The 26,130-nt window shown below is 60.6% G+C and carries 26 protein-coding genes; 12 read left to right on the plus strand and 14 right to left on the minus strand.

Translation table 11 applies throughout. From position 1 onward, the window contains the following. Positions 1 to 5: 5 nt before the first annotated feature. From lptC to AC07OP_RS05030, 8 genes are all read left to right on the plus strand, one after another. Entirely contained in the window at positions 6 to 578 is a 573-nt protein-coding gene (gene lptC / locus AC07OP_RS04995; RefSeq protein WP_065938531.1) for an LPS export ABC transporter periplasmic protein LptC, read from the plus strand. Further along, positions 565 to 1,098: a lipopolysaccharide transport periplasmic protein LptA gene (gene lptA / locus AC07OP_RS05000; protein ID WP_027604809.1), complete on the plus strand. Its 534-nt coding sequence runs from the start codon at positions 565 to 567 to the stop codon at positions 1,096 to 1,098. Before lptC ends, lptA begins: the two co-directional genes overlap by 14 nt. Then, positions 1,098 to 1,823 carry an LPS export ABC transporter ATP-binding protein gene (gene lptB, locus AC07OP_RS05005; RefSeq protein ID WP_016974288.1) on the plus strand — a complete coding sequence of 242 codons (726 nt, stop codon included), beginning with the start codon at positions 1,098 to 1,100 and terminating at the stop codon, positions 1,821 to 1,823. Before lptA ends, lptB begins: the two co-directional genes overlap by 1 nt. Before the next feature lie 197 nt (positions 1,824 to 2,020). Then, on the plus strand, positions 2,021 to 3,514 hold the full coding sequence (locus AC07OP_RS05010) for an RNA polymerase factor sigma-54 (RefSeq protein ID WP_065938529.1): 1,494 nt from the start codon (positions 2,021 to 2,023) through the stop codon (positions 3,512 to 3,514). A gap of 75 nt (positions 3,515 to 3,589) precedes the next feature. After that, the gene (gene hpf / locus AC07OP_RS05015; RefSeq protein ID WP_027604812.1) at positions 3,590 to 3,895 is read left to right on the plus strand and encodes a ribosome hibernation-promoting factor, HPF/YfiA family; all 306 of its coding nucleotides are present in this window, start codon (positions 3,590 to 3,592) and stop codon (positions 3,893 to 3,895) included. A 10-nt stretch (positions 3,896 to 3,905) separates the two neighbouring features. Further along, positions 3,906 to 4,370 (plus strand): PTS IIA-like nitrogen regulatory protein PtsN, encoded by a 465-nt coding sequence (ptsN, locus tag AC07OP_RS05020; RefSeq protein WP_495101137.1) that lies wholly within the window; start codon positions 3,906 to 3,908, stop codon positions 4,368 to 4,370. Between the two features lie 2 nt (positions 4,371 to 4,372). Continuing rightward, positions 4,373 to 5,230 carry an RNase adapter RapZ gene (gene rapZ / locus AC07OP_RS05025; RefSeq protein WP_495101136.1) on the plus strand — a complete coding sequence of 286 codons (858 nt, stop codon included), beginning with the start codon at positions 4,373 to 4,375 and terminating at the stop codon, positions 5,228 to 5,230. A gap of 16 nt (positions 5,231 to 5,246) precedes the next feature. Continuing rightward, a complete protein-coding gene (locus tag AC07OP_RS05030; RefSeq protein ID WP_027604815.1) occupies positions 5,247 to 5,519 on the plus strand; it encodes an HPr family phosphocarrier protein in 273 nt (90 codons plus the stop codon). A gap of 20 nt (positions 5,520 to 5,539) precedes the next feature. Here AC07OP_RS05030 and AC07OP_RS05035 read toward each other — a convergent pair whose 3' ends face one another. From AC07OP_RS05035 to pmbA, 6 genes are all read right to left on the minus strand, one after another. Further along, positions 5,540 to 6,433: a ZIP family metal transporter gene (locus AC07OP_RS05035; RefSeq protein WP_115486642.1), complete on the minus strand. Its 894-nt coding sequence runs from the start codon at positions 6,431 to 6,433 to the stop codon at positions 5,540 to 5,542. Between the two features lie 33 nt (positions 6,434 to 6,466). Beyond that, positions 6,467 to 7,078, minus strand: a complete 612-nt coding sequence (locus AC07OP_RS05040) for a superoxide dismutase (protein ID WP_495101135.1) — start codon at positions 7,076 to 7,078, stop codon at positions 6,467 to 6,469. A 1-nt stretch (position 7,079) separates the two neighbouring features. After that, positions 7,080 to 7,508: a DUF2753 family protein gene (locus AC07OP_RS05045; RefSeq protein ID WP_024073462.1), complete on the minus strand. Its 429-nt coding sequence runs from the start codon at positions 7,506 to 7,508 to the stop codon at positions 7,080 to 7,082. A gap of 27 nt (positions 7,509 to 7,535) precedes the next feature. Then, entirely contained in the window at positions 7,536 to 8,912 is a 1,377-nt protein-coding gene (locus AC07OP_RS05050; protein WP_495101134.1) for a class II fumarate hydratase, read from the minus strand. Beyond that, entirely contained in the window at positions 8,905 to 9,300 is a 396-nt protein-coding gene (locus tag AC07OP_RS05055; protein WP_065938527.1) for a FagA protein, read from the minus strand. The genes AC07OP_RS05050 and AC07OP_RS05055 overlap by 8 nt, the downstream gene beginning before the upstream one ends. Positions 9,301 to 9,447: 147 nt before the next feature. Beyond that, positions 9,448 to 10,794, minus strand: a complete 1,347-nt coding sequence (pmbA, locus tag AC07OP_RS05060; RefSeq protein ID WP_027604821.1) for a metalloprotease PmbA — start codon at positions 10,792 to 10,794, stop codon at positions 9,448 to 9,450. Positions 10,795 to 10,902: 108 nt separating this feature from the next. Here pmbA and yjgA point away from each other — a divergent pair, with 108 nt between their 5' ends. Continuing rightward, the gene (gene yjgA / locus AC07OP_RS05065) at positions 10,903 to 11,424 is read left to right on the plus strand and encodes a ribosome biogenesis factor YjgA (protein ID WP_017138246.1); all 522 of its coding nucleotides are present in this window, start codon (positions 10,903 to 10,905) and stop codon (positions 11,422 to 11,424) included. Positions 11,425 to 11,469: 45 nt separating this feature from the next. Here the strand turns inward: yjgA and tldD are convergent, their stop codons facing one another. From tldD to mreB, 8 genes are all read right to left on the minus strand, one after another. After that, positions 11,470 to 12,912 carry a metalloprotease TldD gene (gene tldD, locus AC07OP_RS05070; RefSeq protein WP_027604822.1) on the minus strand — a complete coding sequence of 481 codons (1,443 nt, stop codon included), beginning with the start codon at positions 12,910 to 12,912 and terminating at the stop codon, positions 11,470 to 11,472. A 16-nt stretch (positions 12,913 to 12,928) separates the two neighbouring features. Then, a complete protein-coding gene (locus tag AC07OP_RS05075) occupies positions 12,929 to 13,777 on the minus strand; it encodes a carbon-nitrogen hydrolase family protein (RefSeq protein ID WP_495101133.1) in 849 nt (282 codons plus the stop codon). A 48-nt stretch (positions 13,778 to 13,825) separates the two neighbouring features. Continuing rightward, on the minus strand, positions 13,826 to 17,641 hold the full coding sequence (locus AC07OP_RS05080; protein ID WP_495101132.1) for a YhdP family protein: 3,816 nt from the start codon (positions 17,639 to 17,641) through the stop codon (positions 13,826 to 13,828). Positions 17,642 to 17,717: 76 nt separating this feature from the next. After that, on the minus strand, positions 17,718 to 19,175 hold the full coding sequence (gene rng, locus AC07OP_RS05085; RefSeq protein WP_010213134.1) for a ribonuclease G: 1,458 nt from the start codon (positions 19,173 to 19,175) through the stop codon (positions 17,718 to 17,720). Between the two features lie 70 nt (positions 19,176 to 19,245). Continuing rightward, positions 19,246 to 19,842, minus strand: a complete 597-nt coding sequence (locus AC07OP_RS05090; RefSeq protein ID WP_495101131.1) for a Maf family protein — start codon at positions 19,840 to 19,842, stop codon at positions 19,246 to 19,248. A 51-nt stretch (positions 19,843 to 19,893) separates the two neighbouring features. After that, the gene (mreD, locus tag AC07OP_RS05095; protein WP_027604826.1) at positions 19,894 to 20,382 is read right to left on the minus strand and encodes a rod shape-determining protein MreD; all 489 of its coding nucleotides are present in this window, start codon (positions 20,380 to 20,382) and stop codon (positions 19,894 to 19,896) included. Beyond that, a complete protein-coding gene (gene mreC / locus AC07OP_RS05100) occupies positions 20,382 to 21,503 on the minus strand; it encodes a rod shape-determining protein MreC (RefSeq protein WP_495101180.1) in 1,122 nt (373 codons plus the stop codon). Before mreC ends, mreD begins: the two co-directional genes overlap by 1 nt. A 138-nt stretch (positions 21,504 to 21,641) precedes the next feature. Beyond that, positions 21,642 to 22,679 carry a rod shape-determining protein MreB gene (gene mreB / locus AC07OP_RS05105; RefSeq protein ID WP_002555108.1) on the minus strand — a complete coding sequence of 346 codons (1,038 nt, stop codon included), beginning with the start codon at positions 22,677 to 22,679 and terminating at the stop codon, positions 21,642 to 21,644. A 210-nt stretch (positions 22,680 to 22,889) separates the two neighbouring features. On the opposite strand from mreB, the gene gatC reads away from it, so the two are divergent. From gatC to gatB, 3 genes are read left to right on the plus strand one after another with little or no spacing between them, the layout of a single operon-like run. Then, positions 22,890 to 23,177: an Asp-tRNA(Asn)/Glu-tRNA(Gln) amidotransferase subunit GatC gene (gene gatC, locus AC07OP_RS05110; protein ID WP_003171764.1), complete on the plus strand. Its 288-nt coding sequence runs from the start codon at positions 22,890 to 22,892 to the stop codon at positions 23,175 to 23,177. 16 nt (positions 23,178 to 23,193) lie between these two features. Beyond that, positions 23,194 to 24,645, plus strand: a complete 1,452-nt coding sequence (gene gatA, locus AC07OP_RS05115) for an Asp-tRNA(Asn)/Glu-tRNA(Gln) amidotransferase subunit GatA (protein WP_495101130.1) — start codon at positions 23,194 to 23,196, stop codon at positions 24,643 to 24,645. Positions 24,646 to 24,655: 10 nt separating this feature from the next. Continuing rightward, positions 24,656 to 26,101 (plus strand): Asp-tRNA(Asn)/Glu-tRNA(Gln) amidotransferase subunit GatB, encoded by a 1,446-nt coding sequence (gene gatB, locus AC07OP_RS05120; protein WP_108573889.1) that lies wholly within the window; start codon positions 24,656 to 24,658, stop codon positions 26,099 to 26,101. Positions 26,102 to 26,130 lie beyond the last annotated feature (29 nt).

Genomic DNA, 26,130 nt, shown 5'->3' on the forward strand with positions numbered 1-26,130 from the left:
GTTTTATGCTGAGTAAAAAGATTCGCAACTTCCTGCTATTCGGGGTCATTGCCGCGCTGTTTCTGGCGGTGGGCTACTGGAATATCAGCCCGGGGCGCTTCCTCGACCAGCCTGTTGCGCAGGTTGACGAAGGGGCTATCGACTATTACGCAACCAATGCCTACAGCGTGCAGTTCCTGCCCGACGGCAAGGTGCAGTACGAGATGACCTCGGACAAAGTCGAGCATTTGAAGGCCACCGAAGTCACCCTGCTGACCAACCCGGACCTGAACCTGTATCGCGGCACCGAGTTCCCATGGCATGTCACGAGCAAGCGTGGCGAGGTGAACCCGGACGGCACCGAGGTAGAACTGATTGACTCGGTACGCGTTGCGCGCACTGACGCCAAAAACCGTGACACCGTGATTACCAGCAGTCGCATGACCGTATTCCCACAGAAGCAATATGCGCAGACCGAGCAAGACGTTAGAATCGACGGCGCTGGCGGTGTATCGACTGGCAAGGGAATGAAAGCGTATTTGAAAGAAAGCAGGATACACCTGCTATCGAACGTAAGAGGACAGTATGAGGCTCGTTAAAACTCTCCCTATTTTGCTCGGTCTGGGCGCAGCACTGGGAAGCGTGAGCGCCTGGGCTCTGCCGAACGATAGCCAGCAACCGATCCACATCTCGGCTGACGATGCGCAGCTGGATGACAAGCAAGGCGTCGCCACCTATACCGGCGGCGTGATCATCACCCAGGGTTCGATGAAGATCACCGGCAACACGGTGACACTGACGCGCACCCAGGCGGGCGATATCGACGTAGTGACTTCGGTGGGCAACCTGGCTTACTTCGAACAGAAGCAGTCGGCTACCGACACCGGCCCGATGAAGGGCTACGGCAAGACCATCCAGTATCACGCCCAGCAGAATCGCATCGTGCTGATCGACCAAGCCAAGGTACTCAGCCCCGATGGCAACTCCACGGAAGGCGAGAAGATCACCTATGACACCGTGAAGCAGATCGCCAACGCCGGTCGTGCCAATGGCAGCAAGGTCACCGCGCCACGCCCACGCATCGACATGGTTATCCAGCCGAAGAAGAAGGCCGAGTAATGGCAACCCTGAAAGCCCAGCATCTGGCCAAGGCCTATAAAAGCCGTCAGGTCGTGCGCGACGTCAGCCTGTCGATCGACAGCGGCCAGATCGTCGGCTTGCTTGGCCCTAACGGCGCCGGCAAGACCACCTGCTTCTACATGATCGTCGGCCTGGTCCAGGCGGACCAAGGTCGCGTACTGATCGACGACCTGGATGTGAGCCACCAGCCAATGCACGGCCGCGCCCGTGCCGGTATTGGCTATCTTCCGCAGGAAGCGTCGATCTTCCGCAAGCTGTCAGTATCCGACAACATCATGGCCATCCTTGAAACCCGCAAGGAACTCGACCGTGACGGCCGCCGCAAAGAACTGGAAAGCCTGCTGCAGGAATTCCACATCAACCACATTCGCGACAACCTTGGCATGAGCCTGTCCGGTGGTGAGCGTCGTCGCGTGGAAATCGCCCGCGCCCTGGCCACTGCCCCCAAGTTCATCCTGCTGGACGAACCGTTTGCCGGCGTCGACCCTATCTCGGTCGGCGACATCAAGCAGATCATCCACCACCTCAAGGCCAAGGGCATCGGTGTACTGATCACTGACCACAATGTGCGTGAGACCCTCGATATCTGCGAAACCGCGTATATCGTCAACGATGGCCAGCTGATCGCCGAAGGCGACTCTGCCACCATCCTGGCCAACGAACTGGTCAAGGAAGTGTACCTGGGTCACGAGTTCCGCCTGTAAGGCCGCCTGCAACAACAAGGCGGTGGCAGGTCGTTTGCCCGATGCGCGGGAGTCAATGAAAACCTCCGGATTTTTATTGTTACCGCGCTCTAGGCAAAGCCCCCGATATCAGGCATATAATTTGCTTATGTTTGGCGCTCACGCGCCCTGTCGTGGATGGCGCATTGCGCCGGCGAATAAGGTGTTAAGCCCCTGCCATGAAACCATCGCTAGTCCTGAGAATGGGCCAGCAGCTGACGATGACACCGCAGCTGCAACAGGCCATCCGCCTGCTCCAATTGTCGACCCTGGACCTGCAACAGGAAATCCAGGAGGCCCTGGAGTCCAATCCGATGCTCGAACGCCAGGAAGAAGGCGACGACTTCGATAATGCAGACCCATTGGCCGACAACATCGAGCAAAAACCCAATTCCGACGTACAGGAACCCTCCTACCAGGAATCCGCCCCCACGGTGGATAACCTTGAGGAAGGCGATTGGAACGAACGCATTCCCAACGAACTCCCGGTGGACACCGCCTGGGAGGACGTCTACCAGACCAGCGCCAGCAGCCTGCCCAGCAATGACGATGACGAGTGGGACTTCACCACCCGTACTTCCGCCGGCGAGAGCCTGCAGAGCCATCTGCTGTGGCAACTGAACCTCGCGCCGATGTCGGACACCGATCGCCTGATCGCCGTGACCCTGATCGACTGCATCAATAACCAGGGTTACCTGGACGAGACGCTCGAAGAGATTCTCGAGGCCTTCGACCCGGAACTGGACATCGAGCTGGACGAAATCGAAGCGGTCCTGCACCGCATCCAACAATTCGAGCCCGCCGGCATCGGTGCCCGCACCCTGAGCGAATGCCTGCTGCTGCAACTGCGCCAGCTGCCCGCCAAGACCCCATGGCTCGCAGAGGCTCAGCGCCTGGTCACCGACTACATCGACCTGCTGGGCAGCCGCGACTATAGCCAGTTGATGCGGCGCATGAAGCTCAAGGAAGACGACCTGCGCCAGGTCATCGAGCTGGTGCAAAGCCTCAACCCGCGTCCAGGCTCGCAGATCGAGTCCAGTGAAGCCGAATACGTCGTTCCCGACGTGATCGTGCGCAAGGACAACGAGCGCTGGTTGGTGGAACTGAACCAGGAATCGGTGCCGCGCCTGCGGGTCAACCCGCAATATGCCGGTTTTGTGCGCCGTGCCGATACCAGTGCCGATAACACCTTCATGCGCAACCAGTTGCAGGAAGCGCGTTGGTTCATCAAAAGCCTGCAAAGCCGCAACGAAACCCTGATGAAAGTGGCCACCCAGATCGTCGAGCATCAGCGCGGCTTCCTGGAATATGGTGACGAGGCGATGAAACCGCTGGTCCTGCACGACATCGCAGAAGCGGTGGGCATGCACGAATCGACGATTTCCCGGGTGACCACACAAAAATTCATGCATACCCCACGGGGCATATATGAGCTGAAATACTTTTTCTCCAGCCATGTCAGCACATCCGAAGGCGGCGAATGCTCGTCCACGGCGATCCGCGCAATCATCAAAAAACTGGTTGCTGCGGAAAATCAGAAAAAGCCGTTGAGTGACAGCAAGATCGCTGGTTTACTGGAGGCACAAGGCATTCAGGTCGCCCGTCGAACCGTCGCCAAGTACCGCGAGTCCCTAGGGATCGCGCCTTCCAGCGAACGTAAGCGTTTGATGTGACGGGCGGGCCACAGCGTTCCAGTGGCGGGTATTCCTACCCGCCGCTTTATGCACTGGCAACGAAGGAGAAGCTGTATGCAAGTCAACATCAGTGGACACCATGTAGAAGTCACCCCTCCACTACGCGACTACGTCGAGCAGAAGCTGAGGAAGCTTGAGGGTCATTTCGACAAGATCACCAACGTGCAGGTCATCATGAAGGTCGACAAGCTTCAGCAGAAAATCGAAGCGACTCTTCAGATACCCGGTGGAGAAGTGGTCGCCAATGCCGAACATGAAGACATGTATGCATCAATCGACTTGCTCACAGACAAGCTTGACCGCCAACTCAAAAAGCATAAGGAAAAGAATCTGAGCCTGCTTCAGGGCACAGGTCGTTAACTCTCCCCCCATGATCCGACTTGAAACCATCCTGACCCCCGGCCGTTCCCTCGTGAACGTGCCGGGCGGCAGCAAGAAGAAAGCCATCGAACAAATTGCCAACCTGATCAGCAGCCAAGTGCCTGAGCTGGAGATGCAAGATGTCTTTGAGGCTCTGATTGCCCGTGAAAAACTCGGCTCCACCGGTTTTGGCAACGGCATCGCCATTCCCCACTGCCGCCTCAAAGGCTGCGAGACACCTGTCAGCGCCCTGCTGCACCTGGACGCACCTATCGATTTCGACGCGATCGACGGCGCCCCGGTAGACCTGCTGTTTGTTCTGCTGGTCCCACAGGCCGCCACCGACGCACACCTGGAACTGCTTAGGCAGATCGCAAGCATGCTCGACCGCAAGGAAGTACGCGACAAACTGCGCAGTGCCAGTAGCAACGAGGCGCTGTATCAAGTTGTCCTGGATGAACAAAACGGGCAGTAATCATGCGTTTGATCATCGTCAGCGGCCGCTCCGGCTCGGGTAAAAGTACCGCCCTCAACGTCCTTGAGGACAACGGCTTCTATTGCATCGACAACCTGCCCGCCGGTCTGCTCCCGGAATTGGCGGAGCGGGCACTGATCCATACCGAATTGGCACAACCCCTGGTCGCGGTTTCGATTGACGCCCGCAACCTGCCGAGCCACCTCACGCGCTTTCCGGAATTGCTCGAAGAGGTGCGCGCCAAGCACATTCATTGCGATGTGCTGTATCTGGACGCCGACGAAGAAACCCTGCTCAAGCGCTTCTCAGAGACCCGCCGACGTCACCCCCTCAGCAGCCCGCACCGTTCCCTGGCCGAAGCCATCGAGGACGAAACCAAGCTGCTGGGGCCGATCATTGACCTCGCCGACCTCAAGATCAACACCACCAGCCTCAACCTGTACCAGTTGCGCGATGCCATCAAGCTCCGCCTGCTGAACCAGCCGGAGCCTGGCACGGCATTTCTGGTCGAGTCCTTTGGTTTCAAGCGTGGCATGCCGGTGGATGCCGACCTGGTGTTCGACGTGCGCTGCCTGCCCAATCCTTATTGGAAGCCGGAACTGCGCGACCAGTCGGGGCTGGATCAGCCTGTGGCCGATTACCTGGCCGCGCAACCGGATGTGGATGAGATGTTCCAGGACATTTCCAGCTACCTGCTCAAATGGTTGCCGCGCTTTGCCGCGAGCAACCGAGCCTATGTCACCATTGCCATCGGCTGCACCGGCGGTCACCACCGCTCTGTCTACCTGACCGAGCGCCTGGGCCAGGTGCTGCAACAAACCCTCAAGAACGTCCAGGTTCGCCACCGCGACCTTAGCTGAAAGGAACACCCCCGCGATGCCCGCTCTGGAAATTGAAATCATCAACAAGCTGGGCCTGCATGCCCGCGCCTCGGCCAAATTCGTCGGTATTGCCGGGCAGTTCCCTTGCCAGATCCGCGCCGGGCGTACACCTGAGAGCATGGTCGATGGCAAAAGCATCATGGCGATGATGATGTTGGCGGCCGGCAAGGGCACCAAGATTCATTTGAGCACCGAGGGCGAGCAAGAGCAGGAAGCAATGGACGCCCTGGTGGCGCTGATCAACAACTTCTTTGATGAGGGTGAGTAACCCCTCCCCCCGCTGAGGCCTCACCCCAAGGCGGTATCCATCACCATCATCAAGCAGAACCCCATGCACAACCCCAGGCTCGCGAGTTTTTCGTGACCGTTGCGGCGCGACTCCGGGATCACTTCGTGGGTGACCACCAACAGCATCGCGCCAGCGGCCAGTGCCAGGCCCAACGGTAACAGCACCTCGGCCAGGGTCACCAGCCAGGCGCAAAGCACGGCGAACACCGGCTCTACCAAGCCTGACGCGGCGCCGATCAGGAACGCCCTGATCCGCGACATCCCTGCCCCAGCCAATACCAGCGCAATGACCAGGCCTTCGGGCACATCCTGCAAAGCAATGCCCATGGCCAAGCTGTCGGCATCCGGCATGCCGCCGCCGGCTGAGACGCCAACGGCCATGCCTTCGGGGATATTGTGGGCGATGATGGCAAACACGAACAGCCAGATACGCGGTGGAATCACCGGTTTATCCGGTGTGCCCACCAACATCTCCGGGCTGGCGCCGGAGACCTTGCGGTCCACCAGATACAGACCGAATGCCCCCAGCATGATGCCGAAGCTGATCAGCCCACCTGCCCCCCAGGGCGAAAGACCAAGGGCTTCGGCCGCAGCAATTCCCGGCACGACCAGCGAAAACGCGGTCGCCGCCAGCATCACACCGGCACCGAAGCCCAACAAGGTATCGCTCAACGCCACCGGCATCCGCCGAATCACCAAGACCGGAACCGCCCCCAGCGCCGTGCCAAGCGCGCAAATCGCCCCGCCCTGCAGGGCGCGCATGATGCGCGGTGCCAGATCCAGCCAGGCCAGCCCGTGGGCCACCAGCAATGCAGTACCTGCCAACAGCAGCAGCGAACCAAACGCATAACGAAACATTCGCACGCTGCTGATCGCCAGTGTTTCAGAGCCCATAGTCGGCCTTAGATCTTGTTATGGAAGTGAATGTCAGGTCAACGCGGCCTGATAGCGTGCGGCGACTTCCGGCCAGTTGATAACACTGTAGAAGGCGTTGATGTATTCAGGTCGACGGTTCTGGTAGCGCAGGTAGTAAGCATGCTCCCAGACGTCCAGGCCGAGGATCGGCGTGTTGCCATTCATCAACGGGCTGTCCTGGTTGCCGCTGCTTTCCACTATCAGCGTCTTTTGCGGAGTGACACTCAACCACGCCCAGCCGCTGCCGAAACGGGTCAAGGCGGCCTTGGTGAAGGCTTCCTTGAAACTGTCGAAACCGCCGAGTTGCTCTTCTACGGCTTTTCCCAATGCGCCGTCGGGCTTGCCGCCACCTTTAGGCGACATCACCGCCCAGAACAGCGAGTGGTTGGCATGGCCGCCGCCTTGGTTGATGACGGCCGCACGCAGTTTTTCCGGCAACTGCTGCACGCTGGACACCAGTTTTTCCACCGGCCAGCCCGCAAACTCGGTGCCCTCGACCGCAGCATTGAGGTTATTGATGTAGGTCTGGTGGTGCTTGGTGTAGTGAATCTCCATGGTTTGCGCATCGATATGCGGTTCCAGGGCATCGTAGGCATAGGGCAAGGCTGGCAAGGTGTAGGTCATATCAATGTGCTCCGTATTGAGACGTGGTCGGCTGCACCGCAGTACCGCCCAGCAAGCGATGGGTGCGCGGGTACTCACCGTGATCGCTGATGAAATTCAACAGTTCGACGTAAGTCTTGCTGCTCTGGCGCAGCGCCGCTTCCCGCAGCTGCGGGCTAAGGCGCACGTCCTGCATGGCCTGGAGCAAGCGCTGGTGAATGGCGCAGAGGTATTCGGCGCTTTCCTCGGGCTGATTCAGGCGCAGGTGCAAATCCGCCAGGTTGTGATGGGAAATGACGCAAGCCGCTACTGCTTCGTCGGCATTCGCCCAGCGCTCGAACAACACTTGAGCCAGGGCCAGGGCTTGCAGATAGGCCTCGCGAGCGTCAACCAATTCGCCCTGCATAAAGCAGCGATTGGCGCGTTCGATCGTGCGTTTCCAGTGCTCCATGGTGAGCCTCCAAAGCAGGGTCGGTGATTACACGCCGCCGGCCGTGAGCTTCTCCGGATCCAACAGGACTTCCAGTTGGCTACGGGGCAGGTCGGTGTGCTCAAGGGCCACATCAATCACCGGACGGCCCTGCTGATAGGCCTTCTTGGCAATCTCAGCGGCCTTTTGGTAACCAATGATCGGGTTGAGTGCGGTGACCAGGATCGGGTTGCGCGACAGCGCTTCCTTGAGCTTGGCTTCGTTGACCTTGAAGCTGGCGATCGCCTTGTCTGCCAGCAGGCGGCTGGCATTGGCCAGCAATTCGAGGCTGCTGAGCAGGTTCTGGGCAATGATCGGCAGCATCACATTCAGCTCGAAATTGCCGGATTGGCCAGCGACGGTGATCACCGTGTCATTGCCGATGACTTGCGCAGCCACCATGGCCGTGGCTTCCGGGATCACCGGGTTGACCTTGCCTGGCATGATCGAGGAGCCCGGCTGCAGGCCCTCCAGTTCGATTTCCCCCAGGCCGGCCAGCGGGCCGGAGTTCATCCAGCGCAGGTCATTGGCGATTTTCATCAGCGACACGGCGGTGGCTTTCAACTGGCCGGAGACGGCGACGGCAGTGTCCTGGGAGCCGATCAGCGCGAACAGGTTCTTGCCCGGCGTGAATTTCACGCCGGCCAGGCTGCTCAGTTGCTGGCTGAAACGCGCCGAAAACTCCGGATGTGCGTTGATCCCGGTGCCCACCGCCGTACCGCCCTGGGCCAGAGCCTGCAGGGCCGGCAATAAATCCTGCAGGTGACCGATATTGGCCTTGAGTTGCTGCGCCCAGCCATTGAGCACCTGGCTCATGCGCACGGGCATGGCGTCCATCAGGTGCGTGCGGCCGGTCTTGATGAATGGGTGAACCTCTTCGGCTTTCTGCTCGATCACCTGCACCAGGTGCAGCAGGGCCGGCAGCGTCTGCTCGTGCAGCACCAGCGCGGCACTGACGTGGATGGTGGTCGGGATGATGTCGTTGCTGCTTTGGCCGCAATTCACATGATCGTTAGGATTGACCGCTTCGCCGAGCAAGCGGCTGGCGAGTGTCGCAATCACTTCGTTGGCATTCATGTTCGAACTGGTGCCGGAACCGGTCTGGAAGATATCCACCGGGAAATGCCGCATGTAATCGCCTTCGAGCAAGCCTTGGGCGGCATCGACGATGGCTTTGCCCTGCCCTTCGCTGATCTGCTTGAGGTCGACGTTGACCTTGGCAGCCGCCGCCTTGGCCAGGATCAGTGCGCGAATGAATTGCGCCGGCATACGTTGGTGGCTTATCGGAAAGTTGTTCACCGCGCGCTGGGTCTGCGCACCGTACAAGGCCTCGGCGGGGACTTGCAGTTCGCCCATGCTGTCGCGTTCGATACGGGTGTTACTCATCGGAAGATCCTTGCACCAGGTCAGAAACGGAAATGGAGGGAAGCAATTCGCAGGTCGCCAATTGCCAGGCAAAGGTCTGCCAGCGCTTGAGGCGGCAGGCACAGTGGGCGAGTTTTTCCAGGTCGCGCAGTGGGCGCCAGGCTTGATCCAGACACAGGGATCGCCAATGCCACGGCAGTGCAATATCGCTGGCGGTGTCGATCAGCAGGCGGAATGAGGTTTCAGCGATGGTCCACGGATGGGTCGCGGTACAACACGCCAGGTATCGGCCCTCATTGAGGTAATGTTCGATCAGGCGAGGCTCATTGGGATCCAGACCACAGCGAATCTGGCGACTCATCCAGCGCCAGCTTTCCAGGTAAGGATCCTCATGCAGGACAGAACTCATGATCCACACTCATCCGGTAATGATATTTATTATTAAATGATATTGAGAATCAAAACAAGAGCAACACCTCAATCCCCCTGAAACACGCCCACAAAAAAGGCGCGTCATCCGTAAGATGGCGCGCCTTTTTGTGAAGCTGTAGCGAGATTAACTGCCTGCGACGGTCATCCGCTCGATCAGCACCGAGCCTGTGCGAATATTGCTGCGCAGTTCCAGGTCATTTCCCACAGCAACGATCTGCTTGAACATATCGCGCATATTGCCGGCGATGGTCACTTCCTGGACGGCGAACTGAATCTCACCGTTTTCCACCCAGAAGCCCGCCGCACCACGGGAATAATCCCCAGTGACCATGTTCAGGCCATGGCCCATCAATTCGGTTACCAGCAGGCCACGTCCCATGCGACGCAACAGCGCCGCCTGGTCTTCGTCGCCATGGGTCACGAACAGGTTATGCACGCCACCGGCGTTGGCGGTGCTTGGCAGGCCGAGTTTGCGGCCTGAGTAAGTGCCGAGTACGTAAGACACCAGCTCACCGTTTTCGACGAACGGCTTGGCATACGTGGCCAAACCGTCCCCATCGAACGCCGAACTGCCCATGGCCCGCATCAAGTGCGGACGCTCATCGATGGTCAGCCACTCGGGAAACAACGTCTGGCCGATCGCCCCTTCAAGGAACGACGACTTGCGATACAGGTTGCCGCCGGAAATGGCACTCAGGAAACTGCCGAACAAACCGCCTGCCAGCTCCGCCGAAAACAGTACAGGCACTTCACAGGTCGGCACCGGGCGCGCGCCCAGGCGGCTCGCGGCACGTTGTGCGGCACGCTGACCAATGCTGGCAGGGTCTGCGAGCAATTCACCCTGACGACTTACGTCGTACCAGTAATCACGCTGCATCTGGCCATTGGCCTCGGCGATCATCACGCAGCTCAGACTATGGCGCGTGGACGCATACCCGCCGATAAACCCGTGGCTGTTGCCGTAGACGCGACAGCCCTGATGCGTGTTCAACGTGGTGCCATCGGCGTTCTTGATGCGGGTATCGGCATCGAACGCTGCCGCTTCGCAGGTCAGCGCCAGCTCGATGGCCCGCTCGGGCGTGATGTCCCAGGCATGGAACAGATCGAAATCCTTCAAGTCCTTGGCCATCAGCGCCTTATCGGCCAAGCCCGAGCTTTCATCCTCAGAGGTGTGCTGGGCAATCGCCAACGCGGCGGCAACCGTTTCGCGTATGGCCTCCGGGCCGCTGGCCGACGTACTGGCCGAACCTTTGCGCTGCCCCACATACAAGGTGATGCCAAAGCCCTGGTCACGGTTGAATTCGACGGTTTCCACTTCCCGTTGACGTACCGACGTCGACAACCCCTGCTCCAGCGACACCGCCACTTCACAGGCACTGGCCCCCTGGCGCTTGGCCTCGGCAAGGATCTGCTCGACTTGTTCCTGCAGGGCCGGTAACGCTTGCGGACCGACGCTTTGGGCTGCACTCATGGTTTTCTCCACTCAAATTCTGCTTTCGGCTAAGGCCATCGAGCGACCGGGCCGGACAAGCGGCCCCCGACTGGTTATCATGGCGGCGTTTCTTTGCGGACTGCCACCATGGTTGATTCTTACGACGACTCCCTCGATGGGGAGAAAAGCAAAACCCAGGTCAAACGTGAGCTGCATGCTCTGGTTGACCTGGGCGAGCGCCTTACAACGCTCAAGAAAGACTTGATTGCAAAACTGCCACTGACCGACGAGATGCGCCGGGCGCTTGCGGATGCACCCAAGCACACCGCGAATATCGCGCGTAAACGGCACATCATGTTTATCGGCAAGCTGATGCGCGATCAGGACACTGACGCCATTCTCGCCTTGCTTGATCAAACCGATGCCTCCACTCGCCAGTACAACGAACGTTTCCACAACCTGGAACGTTGGCGTGACCGCCTGATCTCGGGCGATGACGCGGTGCTGGAGAAATTCGTGCTGGACTACCCGGACGCGGACCGCCAGCAACTGCGCTCCCTGATCCGTCAGGCCCAGCACGAGCAGGCGCATAACAAGGCGCCGGCCACCAGCCGTAAAATCTTCAAATACATCCGTGAGCTGGACGAGACTCAACGCGGCCTGCGTTGAGGCCCTTCCCCGGGTGGCGATCTTCGCCACCCGAAGCTCCACCCCTTACGACCCCGTGCCACCCACGGTGATCGCGTCAATTTTCAGCGTTGGCTGGCCGACACCTACCGGCACCGACTGCCCATCCTTCCCGCACATGCCCACACCACTGTCCAGGGCCAGGTCGTTGCCGACCATCGACACCTTGCTCATGGCTTCCGGGCCATTGCCAATCAACGTTGCCCCTTTGACCGGCGCGGTAATCCTGCCGTCTTCGATCAAGTACGCCTCGCTGGTGGAGAACACGAACTTGCCGCTGGTGATATCCACCTGGCCGCCGCCGAGGTTGGCGCAGTAGATGCCGCGCTTCACCGAGGCGATGATCTCCGCCGGGTCGCTTTCGCCACCGAGCATGTAGGTGTTGGTCATGCGGGGCATCGGCAGGTGCGCATAAGATTCGCGACGGCCGTTACCGGTGCGCGCAACGCCCATCAGGCGAGCATTGAGCTTGTCCTGCATGTAGCCCTTGAGCACACCGTTTTCAATCAAGGTGGTGCATTCGGTCGGCGTGCCTTCATCATCGACGCTCAACGAGCCGCGGCGACCGGCCAGGGTGCCATCATCGACAATGGTGCAGAGCTTGGACGCAACCATCTCGCCCATGCGCCCGCTGTAGGCGGAACTGCCTTTGCGGTTGAAATCGCCTTCCAGGCCATGGCCCACGGCCTCGTGCAGCAATACGCCGGACCAGCCCGGGCCCAACACCACCGGCAACGTGCCGGCCGGCGCAGGAATGGCTTCCAGGTTCACCAACGCCTGGCGCAAAGCCTCACGGGCATAGCCCATGGCACGGTCGTCGGTGAGGAAGTAACGGTAGTCGGTACGCCCGCCGCCGCCGTGGCCGCCACGCTCGCGGCGGCCGTTCTGCTCGACGATCACGCTGACATTGAAACGCACCAGCGGCCGTACGTCCGCCGCCAGCCCCCCGTCGGTGGACGCCACCAGGATGCGTTCCCACACACCGGCCATGCTCACGGAGACCTGCTGGATACGCGGGTCCAGGGCGCGGGTGGCCGCATCGATACGCTTGAGCAACTCGACCTTTTCCGCGCGGCTGATCACTTCCAGGGGGTTGTCCGGCGCATACAACTGCGCCACGTCCTGGGTACTGAACGCCTGTACCGTGCCATGTTGGCCAGCACGGGAGATCGAACGCGCGGCACGTGCGGCCAGGCCCAACGCCTCCAGGGTGATCGCGTTACTGTAGGCAAAACCGGTCTTTTCCCCGGATTGCGCACGAACGCCTACACCTTGGTCAAGATTGAAACTGCCTTCCTTGACGATGCCATCTTCCAGGGCCCAGGACTCGGAGATCTGCCCCTGGAAATACAGGTCGGCGGCATCGATGCCTGGCCCGGCCAGATCGCCGAGCACGGTTTGCAAACTTTCGATGGTCACGCCACCGGGTGCCAGGAGGTGTTCACTGACTGAGGACAACAACTCGCTCATAGGTTTGGCCTTAAATTCATCGTTCTGAAGCAGGCCGCTGGGCGCCCTGCGAGAAAAAGCGCCGATGGTTGACCACCGGCATGCGCGCCCGTATCGACGCCTGTTCACTGCTATCGCGTTCGGCCAGCAACACCGCTTCGCCTTGATCCTGTTGTGCCAGCACCCGGCCCCATGGGTCGACGATCGCCGCGTGACCATAGGTTTCCCGTGGCCCTGGATGCACACCGCCCTGGGCGGCGGCCAGCAGGTAACACTGGGTTTCGATGGCCCGTGCACGAATCAGCACATCCCAGTGGGCGGCACCGGTCACGGCGGTAAAGGCCGAGGGCGCGGTAATCAATTCAGCACCCGCCGCGCGCAGCTCGCTGTACAGCTCGGGGAAGCGCAAGTCGTAACACACCGTCAGGCCCAAACGGCCGACCGGCGTATCCGCCACCACCACGTTACTCCCGAAAGCATAGTCATCGGACTCCCGATAGCGACCCCGGGCGTCCGCCACGTCCACATCAAACAAATGCAGCTTGTCGTAACGGGCGACGACTTCGCCGCGATCATCGATCAGCAGCGAGCAGGCATTGGATTTGGCGTGCGGTTGATCCTTGGGCGGCAACGGCAGTGTGCCAGCCACTATCCATAAGGTGAGGTCGCGGGCGGTCTGTTTCAACCATGGCAGGATCGGACCTTCACCCAGCGCCTCGGCGCGGCCGATATCCGCCACGTCGCGGCGGCCCATGGCGGCAAAGTTTTCCGGCAGCACCGCCAGCTTGGCACCGCCGGCCGCCGCTTGTTCCAACAAGCGTCGGGCCTGGACCAGGTTGGCCAGCACATCGCTCTGACTGACCATTTGGATTACTGCAAAGGACATGGGCCGATACTCCGTAAAAGGCATGGGGCCATGCTACTCCACAGGCTCTCAGTTTGGTTTTTCAAAGGGCTTGTCGAAGGTGATTTTTGGATCCTTCCATGGGCCTTCCACCTTGTATTGCACGCTGGCGAAACGCGAAACACGGTCGCCGATCAGCTTGTCGATCAGGAACAGTGCGCCACCAATCGCCGGCGCGCCCACGATCAGCGCGGCAATCGGCAGGTTGTTGGTCACCGGCAACGTCACCAGCAATTTCGCATCGACACGGTCAGCCACCAGGTCCAGGGTGCCGTTGAGCTCCAGGTTGCTCGACGGGCCGGTCATGGTGATCGGCTCGCGCGTCACGAACACGCCATTGCTGGCGACCAATTGGCCCTTGACCCGGTCATAACTCAAGCCTTTGCCCAGCAGGTCGGAGAAGTCCAGGCGCAGGCGGCGCCCGATGGAGTTGAAGTTGAGCAGGCCGAATACCCGCAGCGCCTGGGCACCACCTTCCACCTCGACAAACTGGCCTTTACGGAACGTCGCATCCAGGCTGCCGGAGAACCGTTTAGGCCCGACCCAGGCCGGCGAACCCGGCCACCGCCCATCTACATCCAGGTGGAAATCCTCACTGGTGACCGTGGGCGCATAGCCCCAGCCTTTGAGTACGTCGGCGATGTTCTTGCCATCCAGGCGCCCCTTGTACCAACTGCTGCTGTCACCCGGGACACCTTCCCATCCGCCGGCGCCCTTGAGTTGCATGCCCTTGAGGCCCAGGTCCAGCGTATTGAAAGCCAGGCCTTTGGCCGTTGGCCGGATCTTGAGTGACCAGGCGCCAATCAGGTCCGGCCCCTGGAACAGCTGGTCAATGGCGATATCCAGCGCCGGAATATCCTTGGGATCAATACTGGCCAACGGGTCCGGTGCATTTTCATCAGCCTGTACCGTCGGGTCCACCGCCGGCAGCTTCACGTATTGCAGGTTGACCGCAATCGGCGCGCCCTTGGCATCCGGCAGGTTCACCGCCCCCTTGGCCTGCTGGCTGTCGAACTGTAAGCCCCAGGCAGCGGGCTTTCGATCCAACAGCAGGTTAACCTGATCGAACTGGGTACCCAGGCCGGTGAGCTTGCCAATCTTGAATTCGGCACCGCTCAGCAGCTGCTTGGCACTGCCACCTGGGTCATTGCCAGCATACTGGTTCACCAGTTTTTTCCACGGGTCGATATCCAGCTCCGAGAGTACGCCACGGATGCGCAAACCCTTGGCGCCTGGCAGCACGGCATCGCCATCGCCGAGGAACAACTCGCCACGGCCGTCATTGAGTTTGTCCGGCGGCGCGGCAAAGGTGAAGTTGGCCAACTCACCGTAATCAAACCAGTAGCGGCGCTCAGCCCCCTGCAAGGTCATGCGGAATACGCTGTCACGTCCCTGGCTGGCCGGCATGCCGAACGGCGCCGGCAAGTCCACCGCAACGCCCTTGAGGTTGGAGCTGACCATCAGTTGGCTGTCGGCACCGTCCAGATTGAGCTGCAACTGATACGAAATGTCGCCGGACACCGGCAACGGCTGACTGACTTTCAACCAATCCGTCAGACGCTTGACCGTCACCTGCCCCTTGGCGGCGACACGGGTGCTGATATTGCCCGGCTTGCCATCGGCAAAGATCTGCGCGGTGATCGGCCGGTCAAATGCCTGGGCGGTAATCTTTTCGCCGCTCAAGCCCTTGGTGCTGTCGAAACGGAAATTGCCCTTGAGCTGCGTCAGGTCCAGGGGCGGTTCCGCCAATTGCAGGCGTGCCTTGTCAGTCTGGAAATCCACCACGATCCTGGGCTCGATGCCCTTGACCAGCGGAACGTCCAGATCCAGCGAGCCTTGCAGGTCTCCTTCACCTTTCCAGCCGGCGAAGGTGGAGGCCGTACCAATTGGCGCTTCCTGGAGAATCTTCAGCCCATCACCCAAGCCACCGGTAAAACCACCGGTAAGCAGCAGATGGCTTTCCTTGCCGGACGGCGCGTGGGGAATATTGACGTAGACGTCCTTGACCTTGGTGTCGAGCAATTGCCCCTTGCTGGCCAGGATGCGTACGCCCGTCTCTTCGACAAACACTTCGCCATTGACCTTGTTCACATGGGGCCAACCCGGCTGGAACGCCAGTTCGGCGTCATGCACCTTGAAGAACAGGCTGATATTGCGCGCAGCCGGCAATGCGTCGTGGTTCAGCGAGCCCTGGTACTGGAAGAACCCCTGGTCCACCGCGCCCTTGAGAATTGCCGTGCGCAGCCACTCATCCAACGCGGGGCTCAGTACGGCCGGCAGGTATTTAGGGGTAAAGCGTCCATCGCCATCGACCATACCGACCCGCAGGTCCATATAGTCTTCCTGGCTGTGGTCGAAATGCAGGCGAATCAGGAAATCGGCAGCGATCTTGCCTTCTTCCCCCAGCACCTTGATATACGGGGCGATCAGGGTGAAGCCTTGTTTATCCAGCTTCCACGTCAGGCGTGCATTGGCCTGAAGGTACTGCCAGGGCTTGGCGAAGATCGGATCGAGGTGCAGGGAAAAATCCTTGCTGTCCATGCGCAACTCGCCTTGGCCCAGGTCGCCGCTGATGCTGCCGGAAACGTTGCGTGCGGCCGGCGCACCGAAGTAGGCGTCAAACCCGACCCGTTCCAGGTTGGCGGCAAAGCTGACCTTTTGATCGGTGGTGTCTTGAGGACGGAAATCCACCAGTACATTGCGCAGCAGGCCGGTGGCCTTCAGGTGCTCGACGGTCTTGGCGACGCCTTCCGGCAGCGGCGCCAGGGCGTTGAGCAACGGTGTGATGGGGGTCAGGTCAAGGCGGTCAGCCTGCAGCTTCCAGGCTTCCAGGGCCGTGTCGGTCGCCAGGGTCTGCTGCAATTGCAGGCGCGATTCCCATCGGGTCTCGCCCAGGTTCATCGCCAGGGAATCGAACAACACCTTCAAGCCGGTATCACTGCGTTGCAGATAGGCCGTGAGTGCAAGGTTTTCGATGTGGACCGGCTTGCGTTCGGCGTAGCTGCCCTTCACCTGCGGCGAGTTGAGGCGCACGACCGCACTTTGCACCGTGCCTTTACCCCAGTTCAGCCAGAACTCACCGCCGGCCTTGAACTGCGTGAGTTTCCACTGCTGGGTCAGCCTGGCGGGGATCCACTTGGCCCAGTCGCTCTGCGGCAGGCTCAGGTAGGCCTCGACTTCAGCGTCCTTCCACTGGCTCGCGCGAATGCGGCTGCGCAGGCTCAGGGCCAGGGGCTGGCCGTCGGGCAAGGTAAGGCGGGCGTCCAGGCGCTGGCGGGTGACGCCCGTGTGCAGGCTCAAGCCCACATACGTGAGGGTCAGCGGCGCCTGGTCGAACGGTTGCAGGGTGACCTGGCTGTCGAGCAGCGATACGCGCTTGACCATCTGCATGCGCTTGAGCAATTGCTCCGGGTCCAGCGGCTGGTCGTCCTGCATCGGCAAGCCTTGCAGCGCCCAATGGCCGTCCTTGTCTTCCTTGGCGCTCAGTTGCAGGCCACTGACTTCCAGGTGCGCAATACGCACTTCGCGCGCCATCAGGCTGGCCCACATGTCCGGCACCACTTCGACCTGATCCAGGCGCAAGGCACTGCTGCCCTCGCCGACCATTACGTCGTGGGCCAGCAACACGGGCGCAAAACCGCTCCAGCGGCCTTCAAGGCTGCCGATGTGCACAGGCATGTCCACCGCAGCCTGGGCCTTGGCTTCGATTTCCGCGCGGTATTCGGCCACCAACGGGGTCAATTCACGCCCCAGGCTCACGTACACCGCCGCCAACACCAGCAGCAAGGCGCACAGCCCAAGGCCCCAACGGGTCAAAGCGGCAAAAAAGCGTGTCAGACGCTCCATGTCAGGCGACCCTCAAGGCAGTAGTCGGACTGCAGATCAAGGTCTGCGAGTCGCGTAAAAAGAAAGCGAATGGGGATCAGAGCAGCACCACGTCATATTGTTCCTGGGAATACATGGTTTCGACCTGGAAGCGAATCGTACGCCCGATAAACCCCTCCAATTCAGCCACGTTACCGGATTCTTCATCCAGCAGGCGGTCGACCACTTTCTGGTTGGCGAGCACTCTATAACCTTCGGCCTGGTAGGCCCGTGCCTCTCGGAGGATTTCCCGGAAAATCTCGTAGCAAACCGTTTCCGGAGTTTTCAACTTACCGCGGCCCTGGCAACTGCTGCAGGGCTCGCACAGCACCTGCTCCAGGCTCTCGCGGGTGCGCTTGCGGGTCATCTGCACCAGGCCCAGCTCGGTGATGCCGATGATATTGGTCTTGGCGTGATCGCGCTCCAACTGCTTTTCGAGTGTGCGCAGCACCTGGCGCTGGTGCTCTTCATCTTCCATGTCGATGAAGTCGATGATGATGATGCCGCCCAGGTTACGCAGGCGCAGTTGACGAGCAATCGCCGTGGCCGCTTCGAGATTGGTCTTGAAGATGGTCTCTTCAAGGTTGCGATGGCCTACGAACGCGCCGGTGTTGACGTCGATGGTGGTCATGGCCTCCGCCGGGTCCACCACCAGGTAGCCACCGGACTTGAGCGGGACCTTGCGCTCCAGGGCTTTCTGGATTTCGTCCTCGACGCCATACAGGTCGAAGATCGGCCGTTCGCCAGGATAATGCTCCAGGCGATCGGCAATTTCCGGCATCAGCTCGGCAACAAATTGCGTGGTGCGCTGGAAGGTTTCCCGCGAGTCGATGCGAATTTTCTCGATCTTGGGGCTGACCAGGTCGCGCAAGGTACGCAGGGCCAGGCCCAGGTCTTCGTAGATCACACTCGGCGCGCCGATGGTCTTGATCTGTGCGCCGATCTGGTCCCACAGGCGCCGCAGGTAGCGAATGTCCATGAGGATTTCGTCAGCACCGGCGCCCTCGGCGGCGGTGCGCAGGATAAAACCGCCCGCCTCCTTGATACCTTCGGCGGCCACGCAGTCGCTGACCACCTTTTTCAGGCGCTCGCGCTCGGCTTCGTCTTCAATCTTCAGGGAAATGCCGACATGGGCGGTGCGCGGCATGTAAACCAGGTAGCGCGACGGAATCGACAGCTGAGTCGTCAGCCGCGCGCCCTTGGAGCCGATGGGGTCCTTGGTGACTTGCACCACCAGGCTCTGCCCTTCGTGCACCAAGGCGCTGATGCTTTCCACCGCAGGCCCTTCGCGCAGGGAGATCTCCGAGGCGTGGATAAATGCCGCCCGGTCCAGGCCGATATCGACAAATGCCGCCTGCATCCCCGGCAACACCCGCACCACCTTGCCCTTGTAGATATTGCCGACGATCCCGCGTTTCTGGGTGCGCTCGACATGCACTTCTTGCAGAACACCGTTCTCTACCACCGCCACGCGCGATTCCATCGGCGTGATATTGATCAGAATCTCTTCACTCATGGCTGGGTCTCGTTCAGGCGTTTTCACAATAGTGACCGGTCGCTTAAGGCTGGGCGCTGGAGTCACGTGCTCAGCGCGCGGTAAGGTTTTGCCAACAGGGTATGCCGAATTGGGCAAGCAGTTGCGCGGTTTCGCACACCGGCAGGCCTACCACGGCGGAATAGCTGCCATTGAGCCCGGCCACAAACACCGAGCCAAGCCCTTGGATAGCATAGCCGCCCGCCTTGTCCTGGGGTTCGCCGCTGTGCCAGTAGCTTGTAGCCTCCTCGACAGAAATCCCACGGAAAAGTACACGACTGCTTACACATTGGGTTTCACAGCGCTGGCCGTCAGTCAGGGCAATCGCAGTCAGAACTTCATGTTCACGCCCCTCCAGTGCCATCAACATCGCCAACGCATCGGCTTGGTCTACGGGCTTGCCGAGGATCTTGCCGTCCACGATCACTGCGGTATCGGCGCCCAGGACGCAGGCGGCCGAGGTTTGCCCGAGCGCAGCAAAACCCGCTGCGGCCTTACCGCGAGCGAGACGCTCGACGTAGGAAACAGGGGTTTCGTTTGTAAGAGGGGTTTCATCAATGGCGGCGCTGACCACGGTGAAAGGCACACCGATCTGGGTCAGCAGTTCACGCCGCCTCGGGGAACCCGAGGCCAGATATAGCGAATTCATTGCAGACTCTCCCTGTGGGGTTCGATAACCAGGCAGAGCCTCGCAATCCATTCAATTGATTTTATAGCGACGACGTAACCCACGCAGGCCGAAGCTGATCCACGGCCACAGCAGCGCACTGACCAGGGCCGGCAACACCAGCGCCAGGGTTGGCTGGCGGTTGCCGGTCAAGGCACTGAGCCACAACTGTACCAACTGCGCCAGGCCGAAGATCACCAGGATCACCAGGCATTGCTGCCACATCGGGAACATGCGCAGGCGCTGCTGCAACGACAGCACCAGGAAGGTAATCAGGGTCAGGATCAACGCGTTCTGGCCCAGCAAAGTGCCATACAGCACATCTTCCGCCAAGCCCAGGAACATGGCCGTGACCATGCCCACTTTATGCGGCAGGTTCAGCGACCAGAATGCCAGCAGCAATGCCAGCCACAGCGGACGCAGGATCTCCATGAACTGCGGCAGCGGCGAAACGCTGAGCAGCAAGCCGATGGCGAATGTCAGCCAGACGATCCAGCCATTGCTCGAATGAGTACCGGCCATTATTCCTCCCTCTGCCGTGTGGTGGCCGGGGCTGCGGCTGGAGGCTTCGCAGCGGGCGTCGTAGTGGCAGGCGTAGTGGCAGGCGGTTTCGCTGCAGTCGGTTTCACCGCGCGCGCGCTATGGGCCGCAGGCTTGACCGGCGTGGCCACAGGCGCAGCAACGGCGGGCGTTGCCGCCGGTACAACGGGGGCAGCCGACGCGGGCTTGGGCACGGTCGCGGGAATGATCGGCGCAGTGCCGTTCTTCTTGTCTTCCGCTTCCTGGGCCTGGGCGGCGTCGTTGGCGCGCTCTTCCGGAGTCCGATTGTCGCTGAACACCAGCAACAGGTAGCGGCTGCGGTTCAGGGCTGCAGTGGGCACGGCACGCACAATGGCGAAGGGCTGGCCGGAATCGTGGATCACTTCCTTGACCGTTGCCACCGGATAGCCTGCCGGGAACCGCTGGCCCAGGCCGGAGCTGACCAGCAGATCGCCTTCCTTGATGTCGGCCGTATCCGCGACGTGACGCAACTCCAGGCGCTCGGGGTTACCGGTACCGCTGGCAATCGCGCGCAAGCCGTTACGGTTGACCTGCACCGGAATGCTGTGGGTGGTGTCCGTCAGCAGCAGGACCCGCGAGGTGTAGGGCATCAACTCGACTACCTGGCCCATCAGGCCACGGGCATCGAGTACCGGCTGACCAAGCACCACGCCGTCGCGCTCACCCTTGTTGATGATGATGCGATGGGTAAAGGGGTTGGGGTCCATGCCGATCAACTCGGCCACTTCGACCTTTTCGTTGACCAACGCAGAAGAGTTAAGCAACTCGCGCAGCCGAACGTTCTGCTCGGTGAGGGCTGCCAGCTTTTGCATGCGCCCCTGCAACAGCAGGTTTTCGGTCTTGAGTTTTTCGTTCTCGGCAACCAGTTCGGTGCGGCTGCCAAATTGGCTGGCCACGCCCTGGTAGAGACGTTGCGGCAGGTCGGTGATCCAGTAGGTCTGCATCAACACCAGCGACATTTGGCTACGCACCGGCTTGAGCAGCGCAAAGCGGGCATCGACCACCATCAATGCGACCGAAAGCACGACCAGCACCAATAAGCGCACGCCCAATGAGGGGCCTTTGGCGAAAAGCGGTTTAATAGGCCGCTCCTCCCAGGCAAATGTTCTCTTTATTCATACGGCATCTAACCGGCCTGGATGCAGATTGAAGAAGATAAACGCCAACAGGCAGCACTGCAAAGTGCTGCCTGCGGGCGAAACATGGTGCAACCAACGGTCTTATTCGCTGGAGAGCAGGTCCATGGTGTGTTTATCCATCATTTCCAGTGCACGACCACCGCCACGGGCAACGCAGGTCAGCGGATCTTCGGCGACGATCACCGGCAGGCCGGTTTCCTGGGCCAGCAGCTTGTCGAGGTCGCGCAACAGGGCGCCACCACCGGTCAGCACCAGGCCTCGCTCGGCGATGTCGGAAGCCAGCTCCGGCGGCGATTGCTCCAGGGCGCTCTTCACAGCCTGAACGATGGTGGCCAGGGACTCTTGCAGAGCTTCCAGCACTTCATTGGAGTTCAGGGTGAAGGCACGTGGAACGCCTTCGGCCAGGTTGCGACCGCGAACATCGACTTCGCGAACTTCGCCGCCCGGGTAAGCGGTACCGATTTCCTGCTTGATGCGCTCGGCGGTGGACTCGCCGATCAGGCTGCCGTAGTTGCGACGTACATAAGTGATGATCGCTTCGTCGAAACGGTCGCCGCCTACACGTACGGATTCGGCATACACCACACCGTTCAGGGAAATCAGGGCGATTTCAGTGGTACCACCACCGATATCCACCACCATCGAACCGCGCGCTTCTTCAACCGGCAGGCCGGCACCGATCGCAGCAGCCATCGGCTCTTCGATCAGGAACACTTCGCGGGCACCGGCGCCAAGGGCCGACTCACGGATGGCACGACGCTCCACCTGGGTGGATTTGCACGGAACGCAGATCAGCACACGAGGGCTGGGCTGCAGGAAGCTGTTTTCGTGAACCTTGTTGATGAAGTACTGCAGCATCTTTTCGCAGACGCTGAAGTCGGCGATCACGCCGTCTTTCATCGGACGAATGGCAGCAATATTGCCTGGTGTTCGGCCGAGCATGCGCTTGGCCTCGGTGCCGACGGCAACGACACTTTTCTGATTACCATGGGTCCGAATGGCCACAACCGATGGCTCATTCAGAACGATACCGCGCTCGCGCACGTAAATAAGGGTGTTGGCAGTGCCCAGGTCAATGGAAAGATCGCTGGAAAACATGCCACGCAGTTTCTTGAACATGGGGAAAGGACCCTAGGCAACGCGTGGGTAAAAAAGTGCGGCAAACTCTAACAACGACAGGGATTTTGGGCAAGGCGCCAATGTGCTAAATTGGCCGACTTTCTGTGCACCAACCCCCACAATCGCGGCCGTAAGACCGTAGAAATGCGGTAGTGTTCCGACAATCTAACACACGGACAGCCTCCGTTCTGTTTTCCACTGGAGATTCCCATGGCGCTTGAACGCTCCGACGTGGAAAAAATCGCTCATCTGGCCTCGCTTGGCCTGAATGAAGCCGATCTTCCACAGACCACCGCAGCCCTGAACAGCATTCTCGGGCTGGTTGACCAAATGCAGGCGGTGAATACCGACGGCATCGAGCCCCTGGCTCACCCGCTGGAAGCCAGCCAGCGCCTGCGCGCAGACGTCGTGACCGAGCGCAATAATCGCGAGGCCTACCAGTCCATCGCGCCAGCGGTCGAAAACGGCCTGTACCTGGTTCCGAAAGTCATCGACTAAAGGGAAAGAGCCTTTCATGCATCACATGACTCTGGCCGAGATCGCCCGCGGTCTCGCCGACAAAACGTTTTCTTCCGAAGAGCTGACCAAGACCCTGCTGGCGCGCATCGCCGAGCTGGACCCCAAGGTCAACAGCTTCATCAGCCTCACCGAAGAGCTGGCCTTGAGCCAGGCCAAGGCCGCGGATGCACGCCGCGCCAACGGTGAAAACGGTGCCCTGCTGGGCGCACCGATCGCCCACAAGGACCTGTTCTGCACCCAGGGCATTCGCACCAGCTGCGGCTCGAAGATGCTCGACAACTTCAAGGCGCCCTACGACGCCACCGTGGTCGCCAAGCTGGCCGCTGCCGGGGCCGTGACCCTGGGCAAGACCAACATGGACGAATTCGCCATGGGGTCGGCCAACGAATCGAGCTACTACGGCGCGGTGAAAAACCCGTGGAACCTGGAACACGTGCCCGGTGGTTCGTCCGGTGGTTCGGCTGCGGCCGTTGCCGCGCGCTTCCTGCCAGCCGCCACGGCCACCGACACCGGCGGCTCGATCCGCCAGCCGGCGGCCTTCACCAACCTCACCGGCCTGAAGCCGACCTACGGTCGTGTTTCCCGCTGGGGCATGATCGCCTACGCCTCCAGCCTCGATCAGGGCGGCCCACTGGCCCGCACGGCCGAAGACTGCGCGATTTTGTTACAAGGCATGGCAGGCTTCGACACCCAGGACTCCACCAGCATCGATGAACCGGTGCCGGACTACAGCGCCAGCCTCAATGCTTCGCTCAAGGGCCTGCGCATCGGCGTGCCGAAGGAATACTTCAGCGCCGGTCTCGACCCGCGCATTGCAGAATTGGTGCACAACAGCGTCAAGGAGCTGGAAAAGCTCGGCGCGGTGATCAAGGAAATCAGCCTGCCGAACAACCAGCATGCGATTCCTGCCTACTACGTGATCGCGCCGGCAGAAGCCTCCTCCAACCTGTCGCGTTTCGACGGCGTGCGCTTCGGCTACCGCTGCGAGAACCCGAAGGACCTGACCGACCTGTACAAACGCTCCCGTGGCGAAGGCTTCGGTGCCGAAGTGCAACGCCGGATCATGGTCGGTGCCTACGCCCTGTCCGCCGGCTATTACGACGCGTACTACCTCAAGGCGCAAAAGATCCGTCGCCTGATCAAGAACGACTTCATGGCTGCCTTTGAAGAAGTCGACGTGATCCTCGGCCCAACCACGCCGAACCCGGCCTGGAAGATCGGCGCCAAGACCGGTGACCCGATTGCCGAGTACCTGGAAGACCTCTACACCATCACCGCCAACCTCGCGGGCCTGCCGGGCTTGTCCATGCCTGCCGGTTTCGTCGACGGCCTGCCGGTGGGCGTGCAATTGCTCGCCCCGTATTTCCAGGAAGGCCGCCTGCTCAATGTGGCGCACCAGTACCAGTTGAACACCGACTGGCACACTCGCACCCCTACCGGCTTCTGAGGAGAACACTATGCAATGGGAAGTTGTGATCGGGCTGGAGATTCATACCCAGCTCGCCACCCAATCGAAGATTTTCTCCGGTAGCGCCACCACGTTCGGCTCCGAGCCCAACACCCAGGCCAGCCTGGTAGACCTGGGCATGCCCGGCGTACTGCCGGTGCTGAACCAGGAAGCCGTGCGCATGGCGGTGATGTTCGGCCTGGCGATTGACGCCGAGATCGGCCAGCACAACGTGTTCGCGCGCAAGAACTACTTCTACCCGGACCTGCCCAAGGGTTACCAGATCAGCCAGATGGAATTGCCGATCGTCGGCAAGGGCTATCTGGACATCCCGCTGGAAGACGGCACCATCAAGCGTGTCGGCGTCACCCGTGCGCACCTGGAAGAAGACGCCGGCAAGAGCCTGCACGAAGAGTTCAACGGTGCCACCGGTATCGACCTGAACCGTGCCGGCACGCCGCTGCTGGAGATCGTGTCCGAGCCGGACATGCGCAGCGCCAAGGAAGCCGTGGCCTACGTCAAGACCATCCACGCGCTGGTGCGTTACCTGGGCATCTGTGACGGCAACATGGCCGAAGGCTCGCTGCGTTGCGACTGCAACGTGTCGGTGCGGCCAAAAGGCCAGGCCGAGTACGGCACTCGCTGCGAGATCAAGAACGTCAACTCGTTCCGCTTTATCGAGAAGGCGATCAACACCGAAGTGCGGCGCCAGATCGAATTGATCGAGGACGGCGGCAAGGTGATCCAGCAAACGCGCCTGTACGACCCGAACAAAGACGAAACCCGCGCCATGCGCAGCAAAGAGGAAGCCAACGACTACCGTTACTTCCCCGATCCGGACCTGTTGCCGGTGGTGCTTGAGGACTCGTTCCTCAATGAGATCCGCGCTACCCTGCCGGAATTGCCGCCGCAAAAACGCGAGCGCTTCCAGGCGCAGTTCGGCCTGTCGGTCTACGATGCCAGCGTGCTGGCTTCGAGCCGTGAGCAAGCCGACTACTTCGAAAAGGTCGTGAGCATTGCCGGTGACGCCAAGCTGGCGGCCAACTGGGTGATGGTCGAGCTGGGCAGCCTGTTGAACAAACAGGGCCTGGAGATCGACGAAGCGCCGGTGTCGGCCGAGCAATTGGGCGGCATGCTGCTGCGCATCAAGGACAACACCATCTCCGGCAAAATCGCCAAGACCGTGTTCGAAGCCATGGCCAGCGGTGAAGGCAGCGCCGACGAGATCATCGAGAAACGCGGTCTCAAGCAAGTCACCGACAGCGGCGCCATCTCGGCCGTGCTGGATGAAATGCTGGCGGCCAACGCCGAGCAGGTCGAACAGTACCGTGCGGCAGACGAAGCCAAGCGCGGCAAGATGTTTGGTTTCTTTGTCGGCCAGGCGATGAAAGCCTCCAAAGGCAAGGCCAACCCGCAACAGGTGAACGAACTGCTGAAAAGCAAGCTCGAAGGCTGATTGCGATGAATGGTCCGGGCGAGACTTCA

It is taken from the genome of Pseudomonas sp. GW821-FHT09D08 (assembly GCF_059416305.1).

Bases quoted from the DNA above. Each gene is read 5' to 3' on its own strand.
- AC07OP_RS05080 (WP_495101132.1), bottom strand. From the start codon at position 17,641: ATGGAGCGTCTGACACGCTTTTTTGCCGCTTTGACCCGTTGGGGCCTT.
- pmbA (WP_027604821.1), bottom strand. From the start codon at position 10,794: ATGAGTGCAGCCCAAAGCGTCGGTCCGCAAGCGTTACCGGCCCTGCAG.
- gatA (WP_495101130.1), top strand. From the start codon at position 23,194: ATGCATCACATGACTCTGGCCGAGATCGCCCGCGGTCTCGCCGACAAA.
- lptC (WP_065938531.1), top strand. From the start codon at position 6: ATGCTGAGTAAAAAGATTCGCAACTTCCTGCTATTCGGGGTCATTGCC.
- mreB (WP_002555108.1), bottom strand. From the start codon at position 22,679: ATGTTCAAGAAACTGCGTGGCATGTTTTCCAGCGATCTTTCCATTGAC.
- AC07OP_RS05055 (WP_065938527.1), bottom strand. From the start codon at position 9,300: ATGAGTTCTGTCCTGCATGAGGATCCTTACCTGGAAAGCTGGCGCTGG.
- AC07OP_RS05030 (WP_027604815.1), top strand. From the start codon at position 5,247: ATGCCCGCTCTGGAAATTGAAATCATCAACAAGCTGGGCCTGCATGCC.
- gatB (WP_108573889.1), top strand. From the start codon at position 24,656: ATGCAATGGGAAGTTGTGATCGGGCTGGAGATTCATACCCAGCTCGCC.
- AC07OP_RS05090 (WP_495101131.1), bottom strand. From the start codon at position 19,842: ATGAATTCGCTATATCTGGCCTCGGGTTCCCCGAGGCGGCGTGAACTG.
- ptsN (WP_495101137.1), top strand. From the start codon at position 3,906: ATGATCCGACTTGAAACCATCCTGACCCCCGGCCGTTCCCTCGTGAAC.
- AC07OP_RS05040 (WP_495101135.1), bottom strand. From the start codon at position 7,078: ATGACCTACACCTTGCCAGCCTTGCCCTATGCCTACGATGCCCTGGAA.
- rapZ (WP_495101136.1), top strand. From the start codon at position 4,373: ATGCGTTTGATCATCGTCAGCGGCCGCTCCGGCTCGGGTAAAAGTACC.
- lptB (WP_016974288.1), top strand. From the start codon at position 1,098: ATGGCAACCCTGAAAGCCCAGCATCTGGCCAAGGCCTATAAAAGCCGT.
- AC07OP_RS05050 (WP_495101134.1), bottom strand. From the start codon at position 8,912: ATGAGTAACACCCGTATCGAACGCGACAGCATGGGCGAACTGCAAGTC.
- AC07OP_RS05045 (WP_024073462.1), bottom strand. From the start codon at position 7,508: ATGGAGCACTGGAAACGCACGATCGAACGCGCCAATCGCTGCTTTATG.
- mreD (WP_027604826.1), bottom strand. From the start codon at position 20,382: ATGGCCGGTACTCATTCGAGCAATGGCTGGATCGTCTGGCTGACATTC.
- gatC (WP_003171764.1), top strand. From the start codon at position 22,890: ATGGCGCTTGAACGCTCCGACGTGGAAAAAATCGCTCATCTGGCCTCG.
- hpf (WP_027604812.1), top strand. From the start codon at position 3,590: ATGCAAGTCAACATCAGTGGACACCATGTAGAAGTCACCCCTCCACTA.
- AC07OP_RS05075 (WP_495101133.1), bottom strand. From the start codon at position 13,777: ATGTCCTTTGCAGTAATCCAAATGGTCAGTCAGAGCGATGTGCTGGCC.
- tldD (WP_027604822.1), bottom strand. From the start codon at position 12,912: ATGAGCGAGTTGTTGTCCTCAGTCAGTGAACACCTCCTGGCACCCGGT.
- yjgA (WP_017138246.1), top strand. From the start codon at position 10,903: ATGGTTGATTCTTACGACGACTCCCTCGATGGGGAGAAAAGCAAAACC.
- rng (WP_010213134.1), bottom strand. From the start codon at position 19,175: ATGAGTGAAGAGATTCTGATCAATATCACGCCGATGGAATCGCGCGTG.
- AC07OP_RS05010 (WP_065938529.1), top strand. From the start codon at position 2,021: ATGAAACCATCGCTAGTCCTGAGAATGGGCCAGCAGCTGACGATGACA.
- lptA (WP_027604809.1), top strand. From the start codon at position 565: ATGAGGCTCGTTAAAACTCTCCCTATTTTGCTCGGTCTGGGCGCAGCA.
- AC07OP_RS05035 (WP_115486642.1), bottom strand. From the start codon at position 6,433: ATGGGCTCTGAAACACTGGCGATCAGCAGCGTGCGAATGTTTCGTTAT.